This is a genomic window from Mycobacterium sp. NGS64 (genome assembly GCF_059812245.1).
This window is the reverse complement of record NZ_JCALCI010000001.1, coordinates 1,696,268-1,706,607: the sequence shown is the minus strand read 5'-3', so window position 1 is coordinate 1,706,607 and position 10,340 is coordinate 1,696,268. Positions and strand designations below refer to the sequence as shown.

Below are 10,340 nucleotides of genomic sequence, written 5' to 3'. Positions count from 1 at the left end.
GCGGTGTTTGGGGGCTTTTGCGTCTGCTCGCCTTCTCAAAACAGAGTGCCGCAATAAGGCACCCGCCGGGTGTTGAAGGCGGCATCCAGATCCCCCAGCGCGCCGTCGCGCAGTTCGGTGATGCGGCTCGCCCGGTGCAGTTCCCAAGGGCGATGAGCGCCCATGTAGATCGATGCCAGGTCACCCAGCCCAAGTTTCACGTCGGCCGGCCCGTCGTGCGGCGTGCACGTCCCGACGCCGTCGCGGGTCTGCAGCCGGAATCGCCCTCCGGCCACCGACAGCGGATCCGTGACTTCCAGGACCACATCGGCGTCGGCCCAGTAGGTGCGGGCGCCGAGCGCGTCGGGCACGTTCATGATCCGCATCCACAGGAAGTCGCTCACGCGCGTCGTTTGGGCGGCAAGCTGGTCCTTGAGCTTGAGTGGCAGTGGATCGTCGACCGGCACCTCGATGATGATGTCGTCGAACATCTTCAGGCTCACCAGCGTCCCGAGCAGCTCGTCGTGCGCTTCGTCGGTGACGGCGCAGAAGTCTTGGACGACGAGGGTGCCGAAAGGACGGCGATACGCGTGCGGCGAGGCTCCGATCACCCGGTACGTCAGGAAGCCGTCGGGATGAACCACAAAATTGAGGGTCGACCCGTTGTCCCGCTGCGTGGGCCGGTCCTCCAAATAATCGGCCCACCAGGCGGCGTCGCGGCTCAGCGCCCCGGGGGTGCCGTCACACCACCGGTCGTAGACCGCGGCCAGGTGCTCCCCCACCCCGGAAGCGTCGACCACCCGCGCCCGATTCTCAACCGGTTTAGTCCGCAACTCGGTGAAGCGTGGCTCGATGTTGTACGTCCGGGCGTGGCTGGCAACCCCGGCACCCAGTATCTCGTAAACCGTTGGCTGGGTGGGAACCCCGCAGAGGATGGGATAGCCCCGCTCCTGCAGGATGCCGAAGCCCTGGATGCTGATCTGCTGCCAGATTCCCCTGCCCTGATGCGTCGCCGCCACCGCGATCATGGCCAACCACGCGGCCTCGAGGCTGGCGCCGCCGGGCACCGTGAGCCGCAACCGGTAGTACAGCGACGTCCCCACCAGCAGTGGCCGCTGCGGATCGGAGACGTCCTCGGCCACCAGGATGTCGTCGCACCGGACCCGGCGCCGCCACGCCTCGACGTCGGCCGGGTCGACCGAAACTCCGTACGCCTGAGCCTGATTGGCGTAGACCGCCGGCAATTCGTCGTCGGTCGCGAATCTGATCCTGATGTCGTCGTTCGAGGTGTTCACCGCTGTATCGGTACCCATGCCTTGGCCTCGGAAACGTGGCCGACTCCACCGCGCCGGGTACAGTGGGGAAGTATCCCTTAAATGGCCTAAGTAACGACTGCGTGGAAAGAGGTTCGCGGATGACCCGCACCGAAAACGACTCCTGGGATCTGGCGTCCAGCGTCGGCGCGACCGCGACGGCCGTCGCCGCATCGCGCGCCATGGCGTCCCAGGGCCCGGATCCGCTGCTCAACGACCCGTGGGCGGACCCGCTCGTGCGGGCGGTCGGCATCGACACCTTCGTCAAGCTGATCGACGGCGAGATCGGGCCCGCGGAGGACGATCCGGTGCTGAGCCGGCGGACCATGAAAGAGCAGATCGCCGTGCGCACCCGCTTCTTCGACGACTTCTTCACCCAGGCGACCGGCTCGGGCATCAGGCAGGCCGTCATCCTGGCGTCCGGCCTGGACACCCGGGCCTACCGGCTGAACTGGCCGGCCGACACGGTGGTGTACGAGATCGACCAACCCGCGGTCATCGACTTCAAGACGCGCACCCTGGCCGGCCTGGGCGCCGAACCGGCCGCGCAGCGCCGCACCGTCGCCATCGACCTGCGCGACGACTGGCCGTCGGCGCTGGTGGCGGCCGGGCTGGACACCGCGCGGCCGACGGCGTGGAGCGCCGAGGGCCTGCTCCCCTACCTGCCGCCCGACGCCCAGGACCGCCTGTTCGACAACATCGCCGCGCTCTCGGCGCCGGGCAGCCGGATCGCGACCGAACACCTGGACATGCGCAACGTCCCCTCGGACTGGGCGCAACGGCTGACCGAGCGGTCGCGCCGCATCGGCTCCAACATCAACCTGGCCGAGTTGTTTTACACCGGCGAGCGCAACACCGCCGCGGAATACCTCGCCGGGCACGGTTGGCGGGTGGACATCCGCACCACCGAGCAGTGCTATGCCGACCACGGGTTCGAGCTGCCCAACGACGAGCTGAGCCCCTTCGGCCGCAACTCGGGCTACCTGACGGCGACCCTGGCCTAGGGCCCGCCGCGCCAATGCTCGATGCGGTGATGATCCGGCGTGAACCCGTGGTCGACACCCCACAGCACCGCCTGGGTGCGGCTGGCGACGCCTAGCTTGCGGTAGATCGTCCGAATGTAGGACTTCACGGTGTTGGGGCTCAGGTAGGTCAACCGCGCGACGTCGGCATTGCTCTTTCCCTGAGTGATCAGCGCCAGAATCTCCGCCTCCCGGTCGCTGAGCCCCTCGCCGCGGCCGGGCCAGTCCAGGCCGGGTGCGCTGCGGGCGCGCAAGGCCACGTCGCTGATGACCTCCTCGCCGGAATGCACGGCCTCCAGCGCGGCGACCAGCTCGCGCGCGGGCAGCGTCTTGGACAGGTACCCGTGCGCGCCCTGTCGCCGCGCGCTCTCGACGAGATCCGGATGAAAGTTCCAGGTGTAGACCACAACTCGGTGCGCCCGGGGATTGGCCACCAGGACGGCGATTTCCTCGTGGTCGGATTCCGGCTGGGCAAACGAGTCGTACAGGACGATGTCGACGGCGTCCTCGACGGGCATGGTGGAGTCGAGCTCCGCGATCACGACGCGGTCGCGGTAGGGGTCGAGCATGTTGGCCACGCCCTTGACGACGACGTCATAGTCGTCGACGAGCGCAACCGTGATGGGCACACCCCGAACATTACCTACCTAGGGGTGTATTGCTACCACCCTTAGGGGTGGTCGACTGGAGTCAGCGTCGGGGGAAACACCTTCATAAAGAGAGGTTTCGTCATGATCATTCTCGGCATCGTCCTGCTCGTCGCGGGATTCCTGCTCAAGATTTCCATCCTGTGGACCATCGGAATCATCCTGCTGGTCATCGGCGCCATCCTGGCGATCGTCGGTCATACCGGACACGCCGTCGCCGGCCGCCGGCACTACTTCTAGCGACACCTACGGCCAGGGTCCGCCGCGGAATCGCGTTTGCCCCGGCGGCGCCCGGGTTATTCGACATGAGTACGAGAGGAGCGCGAAATGCCCATCTGGCAATGGATTTTGATCGCTGCCTGTGTCGTCGTCGTGGTCGCCGTGGTGGTTGTCGCGGCGACCGTGGGGAACCGACGTCGGAAATCGCAGCGACTCAGGCAGCACTATGGCTCGGAATACGAGCGCCTGGTGTCGCGGGCCGGAGGCAAACAGGCCGCCGAGAAGGAACTGATCGCCCGGGAACGAAAGCGAGAGAAACTCAACATCGTTCCCCTGAAGCCGGCGGCCCGATCGGATTTCAACGTCCGCTGGCAGCAGGTGCAGACCACGTTCGTCGACGATCCGGCGACGGCAGTCGGCGTCGCCGATCGTCTGGTAACGGAGGTCATGTGCGAACGGGGTTATCCGATTGATGATTTCGATCAGCGGGCCGCCGACATCTCGGTCGACCACCCGCAAATCGTCGACGACTACCGCGCCGCGCATGGCATTCACCTCGCGCAGCAGCGCGGTGATGTGAGCACCGAGCAGCAGCGGGAGGCCTTCGTCCACTACCGGGCGCTGTTTGAGAGGTTGCTCGCGGAGACAGCAGACAACGACACATCAAGGGAGAGAAGCGCATGACCACGCACGAGCACCCGACCGAGACGACTCGGACGTTCGACGAACCCTCCAGCGCCCCAACACCATCGGCGAGCCAGGGCTCGGCGTCGCCGGTGTCGAACGACCCGACGACGGCTTCGACGCAACCGTCACCACCACCGTCGACCGGCACGCCGTCGGGGATGTCGGGCGGATCCCCGAATGCCGACGCCGAGGCGGGACGCGGCCGCGAAACCGCCGCGGGCGTTACCCACACATCCGAGGCGCCGCGTGAGTCCTCAGCGGAGGAAAACCTCTTCGCCGACGACGAACTCGCGGACCTGCGGGCGCGGTGGGCGGGTGTGCAAGCGGCGTTCGTCGACGATCCCAGGGACTGCGTGCAGAAGGCCGACGTGCTGGTCTCGGATCTGGTCGACCAGCTCACCAGCGGCTTCGCGCACGCCCGCTCCAGGCTCGAAGAACAGTGGGCTCGCGGCGAGGAAGCTTCCACCGAAGACCTGCGGGTGGCGCTGATGCACTACCGCGAATTCTTCGAGCGGTTGCTCGCGGTCTGAGCGGCGGTGCGCACTGCAATGTGACCTGTCGGCGCAGGCGCTGCAATACTGCGTTGTGGATGACGCCCCGCACGACAAGGCCCCGTTCACCCGTGAGCAGCTGAAGCGGTTCGCCGGTGAAACCCTGCCGGACTTGATATCCGACCGGGTCCGGCTGCTGTTCGTGGGGATCAACCCGGGCCTGAGAAGCGTTGCCGTGCAAGCCCATTTTGCTCCCCGGGGAAATCGGTTCTGGCCGGCGCTGTTCCGCGCCGGCGTCACCGATCATCTGATCGACGCCTCGGCCGGGTTTACACCCGCCGACCGCAAGTATCTGTTGGACCTCGGAATCGGCATCACCAGCCTCGTCGAGCGGGCGACCGCGAGCGCGGACGAGCTCACGGTCGCGGAGTTCATCGAGGGCAGGAACAGGCTGGACAAAACCGTCCGACAGTACTCGCCCCGGGTTGTCGCCGTCCTGGGGGTCACCGCCTACCGCGACGCGTTCGGCGACCACCTGGCCAGGACCGGCATCCAAGTGTCGCCTTACCCCGGAACCGAGCTGTGGGTGCTCCCCAATCCGAGCGGGCGCAACGCACACGCGTCGCTGCCGAGCCTCGCGGCCGCCTACGGCGAGGCCGCCCGCGCCGCCGGCATCCGGTTAGGTGAGCGTGGCCAATGAGGCGCCGACGGTGCGGGTGTCGGCGAGGCGCAACAGCTGGTCCGTGTAGTCGGCGAAGAGGCCCACGCTCCCCCAGGACACCACCCTGCGGAGTTAGTGAACCAACAGAGCGATCAGGCCCTGCTGACTTTGACGGATAACGACTCCAGGCCGCGCAGAACGTTGTTGTAGTGACGCACCGGCTCGTCGCATTCGATGTCGCTGACGGTGTCGATGAGCGCTCGAAGAATCGCTTCTCCCTCGATCCTTGCGAGTGCCTGACCGGCGCACGCGTGCAGACCGTAGCCGAAGGCCAGTTGGTCGATGTTGTCCCGATGGATGTCGAACCGGTCGGCGTCTTTCCACTTGCGCTCATCACGGTTGGCGCAGCCAAACAAGACCGCAAGCCGCGAACCGGCCGGCACAGTGGTGCCGTTGACGATCCACTCATCGGTTGCCGTGCGACCGAACACCTGGACCGGCGACTCGTAGCGCAAAACCTCCCGGAAGGCCCCCGGAACGAGTGCAGGGTCGGCCCGCAACGCCTGCCACTGGTCGCGATGCTTCGCGAACAGCCACAAGGTGTGGCCGATGGCGTGCACCGTCGTGTCAATTCCTGCGGTCACGTAGGCCATCACCAGCCAAGGTGCGGCGTCGGCCGGCACCCACCCCGCCTCGACGGCTTCGTAGACCGCCGCGCCCATGCTGTCTTTGGCGAGCGTCTCCTTGGTGGCGTTGGCCATCACGTACTGTGCCAATTCGGCCAGCTTCGGACCGGATTCGCGGGTGCGGTCGTTGTCGGGACCAAAGCAGTTGAAATTTGCGTCCACCAGCTCGAGGAGACGCTCACGGCCCTGGCGAGGTAGTCCGATGAGGTCGGCGACGATCTCGAGGGGAAATGTCCTCGCGAGGTGCGCAACCGCGTCGAAGGAACCGGCCTCGGCCAACGCTGAAACGATTTCCGTTGCGCGCCTTTCGATCTTCGGCTGAAGCTCACGAACAGCGCGTGGCGATAGCCGCGACGCCAGGACATCGCGCTGTTGATCGTGCAGGGGCGGGGCCGAGCGGATGATTCCGTCGCCGATGTAGGCGTTGAACTGCTCGTTGAGAGCGAGGTCGGCCGACGAAAAGAACTGCCAGTCACCGAGAACCCGGCGCGCCTCCGCATAGCGCGTTATGGCCCACACATCGAGCCGGTCCAGATAAACAACCGGCCCGGCGTCACGCAGCTCGCGAAACACGGGATATGGGTCGTCCATCACCTCGTTGCAGAACAGGTCCACGTCGGATCGCGGGATTGTGTTGGTTTGGGTCATCAGAGCGTCCTTCGGTCTATTGCAACTTGCGGGGGTGGACGTGGTCGAATCCGGATATTGAGGGGACTTTGTGCGAGGAGGCGCGCACGGCTGATGGAGTCGCCGTAACTGACGTCATCTGTGGGGCACCGGCGCGTCGTCCCGTGCCGTTTCACCTTTCTCAACCTCGTAAATGCTCAGTGCGGCGACTGGGCAGCAACGCACCGCCGCGTCGGCCATCGGTCTGTCCGCCGACGAAAGGTTGCCTTGGTCGAACACCGGCTCGGCATCCTCATTCAGCCGAATTAAGTTGGGCGCCGCCTGCTCACACATGCCGTGGCCTTCGCACCTGGACCGGTCGACGCTCAACCGAAATGGTCCCTGGACACTCATGCGTCTCCTTCTGTGGCCCAAGCCGGTTTCGCGCCTATGTGATTTGGCTGGCACCTGCGGTCAACGTTAAAACGGCTAACCTGCATGTCAAGTGCATTGTCCTGTATGACAGGACTACTCGAATCGCCGCACCAGGTTTGAGACGGCACCGATTCCGTCGATCTCAACCGAGATCCGGTCACCTTCTTTGAGGAACACCTGGGGGTCGCGCCGGTAACCGACACCGCCGGGGGTTCCGGTCAGAATCACATCGCCCGGCCGCAAGGCACAGAAGGTGGAGATCGTGGCGATGAGTTCAGGCACGTCAAAAATCAGTTGCGACAGCTCGGATTCCTGCATTTGCTCGCCGTTGAGAACGGTGCGGATACCCGCTTGCTCGATGTCAATCTCATGAGGAGTGACGAGGTAGGGCCCGATCGGCGTGGACGCGTCCCACACCTTGCCCTGCATCCACTGGTGCGTCTTGTACTGAAAGTCGCGCATCGTGACATCGTTGGCGATCGTGTATCCGAGGACATGGGCCAATGCATCCGATCGCTGGATACGTCTCCCAGCTCGGCCTATCACGATCGCCATCTCGCCTTCGTAGTCAACCTGGGTGGACTCCGCAGGCAGGGCGATGTCGTCGTGAGCGCCGATCAGGCTCGACGCATATTTCGGGAATAGCACTGGATAGCTGGGCAGTTCGCGTTTGGTTTCCAAGACGTGGTCGCGGTAGTTCAGGCCGACGCAGAAAACTTTAGAAGGGCTGGGAACGACGGGTCGAAACACGGCGTCGCTGATCGCCACGAGCGAAGACTCGTCCCGCGCCGCATCTGCTAGAACCTCGGGCGTGGTCGTTGCTCCCAGTTCTGCTACGCCGGTCAGCGGGACCAGGTGCGTGCCACGAACCTCCCCGACCCGGCTCTGGCCATCGTGTAGGTATGTCGCGTAAGCCATGACTCACTTCTCCTGACTGGTTTTGCGCCACTTGGGCAGTTGGCCGCCCCAAAGGTTGACGGAGTTGGGTATCGGTTTCCATTGCCGGGGAACGTAAGTGACGCGGTCGTCATGGAATTTCTCCATCTCCGCCGACAATTCGACGTGAGTGCCGGCGGGGTCATCAAAGAAGATGAAAAGGTTGTTTCCAGGCCCGTGTCGGCCGGGTCCCCAGGTGACGTCGACGCCAGCATCGGTCAGGCGGTCACACCACGCCTTGAAGTCCTCCCATTCGGCAAGGTCATAAGAGTAGTGATCGAGCACTCCCCTGCGACCGACGTTGACCGCGGCCAGAGTGTGGTGGTCGCGGTTGCTTCGCAGCCAGACGAATCTGCCGTCCTCAAGCTGGTCCGATATCCGAAATCCGACGCAGCCGACGAAGAAGGCCACCATTGCGCCGATATCGGCGGTACCCAGGGTCGTGTGCTGATACTTGATCGGCCGTCGCCCGGTGTCGGCGGCGTTCTCACCCTGGCGTTCAACGGCGCTGTGGAAGTGGACCGGTGTGCCGTCCGGATCGGGCACCGCGATGCCGATTGGCGATCCGATCGAGCTGTCGATGTAGGCCTCAGACAGATCCTTGACCCGGTGACCTGCCGCGTTAAGCCTTTTGGCGATTCCCTCTACCCCATGGTCGTCTCGGACCTCGAACCCGTAGTGCCTGAGGGCGGGTTCACCCGAAACCAATTCGATTACATGGTGTCCGCAGCCCCAGCCCAGTCTTAACCCGCCGTCCGGCAGATCCTCGTGCACGACCAGCCCGAGGATCCGGCCGTAGAAGTCAGCGGCGGCGGCAACGTCGGGAACGCTGAAACCTATGTGCGACACCGCAGTGTGGCGCAGCAGTCCTGCGGCGTCGCGTTCCTGTAGAACGACCCGATCTGGCTTGTCCATCGAGAGAGCCCTTCTTGTCCTAGATCGCGGCGGGTACCGCAGCGTTGTGAGCGCTCCACCGCAGCAGCTGGGCGCTGATCTCCGGTGAGGCAGGTGGAAGCCAAGCGGCCGCGACGAATCTGTCGGGTCGCAAGAGCACGAAGCGTCCCGTGTAATCACTCAGTTCACGTTGCAGGCCGCCGTCGACGTCGATAAGCACCCGACGGGTGCTGTGCGGCAATGTATCTCGGGTGGTTACGGCCGCCGTAGTGACGTCGAACGCACGGATGACATGGTCTAGTCCACTCCACTCGCCGTCGAGTAAGTCGACTGCCAGGATGGCCCACCCATCGCCGAGAATGTCGTCGAGGCGCCCCAAGCGGTGGGCGGCCGAGTCGAATACCAACGGCTGGCCAACGGGGACACCGACAAGGTCAGCGCGATCGGCGCCGATAATCAGGCCTTCGGTGTAGTGCTGCGGTGGCCGATAGCGCATGTGCTCGAGGTAATTACGACCCTCGGAGGTGCCCACGGCCATTCTGACGAGTGAATCGCGGCGTTGCGCCATGCGCTTCGACGTCGTCATGACAATCCGACCCAGCTGCTCCGATAGCCGGACCGTTGCAGCCGCATGTGGACGCCGTTCACGTTCGTAGCTGTCCAGCACACCCTCGTCCAACCGGCCGTCGATCACATCGGCGACCTTCCAGGCGAGGTTGGCGGCGTCCCGGATGCCGGAGTTCAGGCCCTGGCCTGCGAACGGTGGCATCATGTGCGCGGCGTCTCCGAGCAGAAAAGAGCGACCGATCATCCACCGGTTGGCGACGAGGGCATTGAACCGGTAGTTGACTGCGCGCTCGACATGCTCTGGCTCAAGTGCCCGATAGCGCGAGACGAGGTGGCGGATGAGTTCGAATGGCGGGTCGACCCCGGTGTCCCCCTCCCCGTCGAAAAGCCGGAATTCATAGCGGCATCGTCCATTCAGGCCCGGGACAATGACGTGTGGCCGGAGAGGATCGCCATGGTGCATCGCGTAACGCTCCGTATGCGTGTCCCCGACGGTGTCGACAACCAACCACACTTCACTGTGAGAGCGTCCGCTCATCGTCACGCCGTGCATCTGGCGTATCGCAGATCTGCCACCGTCACAGCCGAATACGTAGGTGGCAGGGAAATAGTGCCGTTGCGCCCCACGCGAGGCGCACACCCGCGCTCCGTTCGCGGTCTGCTCGACGGCGGTCACTTCCGTGCCAAAGCGCAGGGCCACGTTCGGCAAGGCGGTCAGAGTCCTGACGAGGACCTTCTCCAGATCTGGTTGGGCGAAGGGGTTTTTGAACGGATAGCCAAATCGCAGGGGCCAGGCGGCGCGGGCGTGGAACAAAGGCGAGCCGGCGCTGTCGTAATACCGGGTTCCGGTGCCAGGAACAACGATGTCCAGCACGGCGTCGACGATCCCGGCCTGCTGGAATACCCGCAAGGCCTCATCATCGATGCTGATGGCCTTTGGTTCGTCGCTGGTCGCTTCGTTCTTCTCGAGCACCGCCACCTTCAGTCCGCGTCGTGCCAGCAGTGCCGCGGCGGTTAGCCCCACCGGACCGGCACCGCACACCACAACATCGAGCGCTCCGGGCTCCGGGCTCGGCGCGACGATCCCTTTTCCATCCGGCACGCATGCAGCCTAATAGCGGGCCGCTCGTAGAGCGAAATATTAATCCTGTATATCAGGACACATGGCGTGCCCCTGCGCCTCATGGCGTGACGTTT

12 protein-coding genes are annotated in these 10,340 nt (G+C 64.7%); 5 read left to right on the top strand and 7 right to left on the bottom strand.

What is annotated here, in order from left to right; genetic code table 11:
- Positions 1–35: 35 nt before the first annotated feature.
- The gene (locus AC5Y4S_RS08465; RefSeq protein ID WP_500031985.1) at positions 36–1,292 is read right to left on the bottom strand and encodes a GNAT family N-acetyltransferase; all 1,257 of its coding nucleotides are present in this window, start codon (positions 1,290–1,292) and stop codon (positions 36–38) included.
- A gap of 101 nt (positions 1,293–1,393) precedes the next feature.
- On the opposite strand from AC5Y4S_RS08465, the gene AC5Y4S_RS08460 reads away from it, so the two are divergent.
- Entirely contained in the window at positions 1,394–2,296 is a 903-nt protein-coding gene (locus tag AC5Y4S_RS08460) for a class I SAM-dependent methyltransferase (RefSeq protein ID WP_500031983.1), read from the top strand.
- Here AC5Y4S_RS08460 and AC5Y4S_RS08455 read toward each other — a convergent pair.
- Positions 2,293–2,943, bottom strand: a complete 651-nt coding sequence (locus tag AC5Y4S_RS08455) for a LuxR C-terminal-related transcriptional regulator (protein ID WP_500031981.1) — start codon at positions 2,941–2,943, stop codon at positions 2,293–2,295. The genes AC5Y4S_RS08460 and AC5Y4S_RS08455 overlap by 4 nt on opposite strands.
- A gap of 102 nt (positions 2,944–3,045) precedes the next feature.
- Here AC5Y4S_RS08455 and AC5Y4S_RS08450 point away from each other — a divergent pair, with 102 nt between their 5' ends.
- The 4 genes from AC5Y4S_RS08450 to AC5Y4S_RS08435 all read left to right on the top strand — a co-directional run bounded on the left by AC5Y4S_RS08450 (position 3,046) and on the right by AC5Y4S_RS08435 (position 5,058).
- Positions 3,046–3,201, top strand: a complete 156-nt coding sequence (locus tag AC5Y4S_RS08450) for a DUF6131 family protein (RefSeq protein ID WP_173817425.1) — start codon at positions 3,046–3,048, stop codon at positions 3,199–3,201.
- Between the two features lie 87 nt (positions 3,202–3,288).
- Positions 3,289–3,864 carry a hypothetical protein gene (locus tag AC5Y4S_RS08445; protein WP_500031979.1) on the top strand — a complete coding sequence of 192 codons (576 nt, stop codon included), beginning with the start codon at positions 3,289–3,291 and terminating at the stop codon, positions 3,862–3,864.
- The gene (locus AC5Y4S_RS08440) at positions 3,861–4,397 is read left to right on the top strand and encodes a hypothetical protein (RefSeq protein WP_500031977.1); all 537 of its coding nucleotides are present in this window, start codon (positions 3,861–3,863) and stop codon (positions 4,395–4,397) included. The genes AC5Y4S_RS08445 and AC5Y4S_RS08440 overlap by 4 nt, the downstream gene beginning before the upstream one ends.
- Before the next feature lie 55 nt (positions 4,398–4,452).
- Entirely contained in the window at positions 4,453–5,058 is a 606-nt protein-coding gene (locus tag AC5Y4S_RS08435) for a mismatch-specific DNA-glycosylase (RefSeq protein ID WP_500031975.1), read from the top strand.
- A gap of 113 nt (positions 5,059–5,171) precedes the next feature.
- Here AC5Y4S_RS08435 and AC5Y4S_RS08430 read toward each other — a convergent pair whose 3' ends face one another.
- The 5 genes from AC5Y4S_RS08430 to AC5Y4S_RS08410 all read right to left on the bottom strand — a co-directional run bounded on the left by AC5Y4S_RS08430 (position 5,172) and on the right by AC5Y4S_RS08410 (position 10,245).
- On the bottom strand, positions 5,172–6,320 hold the full coding sequence (locus AC5Y4S_RS08430) for a cytochrome P450 (RefSeq protein WP_500031972.1): 1,149 nt from the start codon (positions 6,318–6,320) through the stop codon (positions 5,172–5,174).
- Positions 6,321–6,467: 147 nt separating this feature from the next.
- Positions 6,468–6,725 carry a ferredoxin gene (locus AC5Y4S_RS08425; protein ID WP_500031970.1) on the bottom strand — a complete coding sequence of 86 codons (258 nt, stop codon included), beginning with the start codon at positions 6,723–6,725 and terminating at the stop codon, positions 6,468–6,470.
- A gap of 114 nt (positions 6,726–6,839) precedes the next feature.
- Entirely contained in the window at positions 6,840–7,664 is an 825-nt protein-coding gene (locus AC5Y4S_RS08420) for a fumarylacetoacetate hydrolase family protein (protein WP_500031967.1), read from the bottom strand.
- Between the two features lie 3 nt (positions 7,665–7,667).
- A complete protein-coding gene (locus tag AC5Y4S_RS08415) occupies positions 7,668–8,531 on the bottom strand; it encodes a VOC family protein (RefSeq protein ID WP_500032203.1) in 864 nt (287 codons plus the stop codon).
- Positions 8,532–8,616: 85 nt separating this feature from the next.
- Positions 8,617–10,245, bottom strand: a complete 1,629-nt coding sequence (locus AC5Y4S_RS08410; protein WP_500031965.1) for a bifunctional 3-(3-hydroxy-phenyl)propionate/3-hydroxycinnamic acid hydroxylase — start codon at positions 10,243–10,245, stop codon at positions 8,617–8,619.
- Positions 10,246–10,340 lie beyond the last annotated feature (95 nt).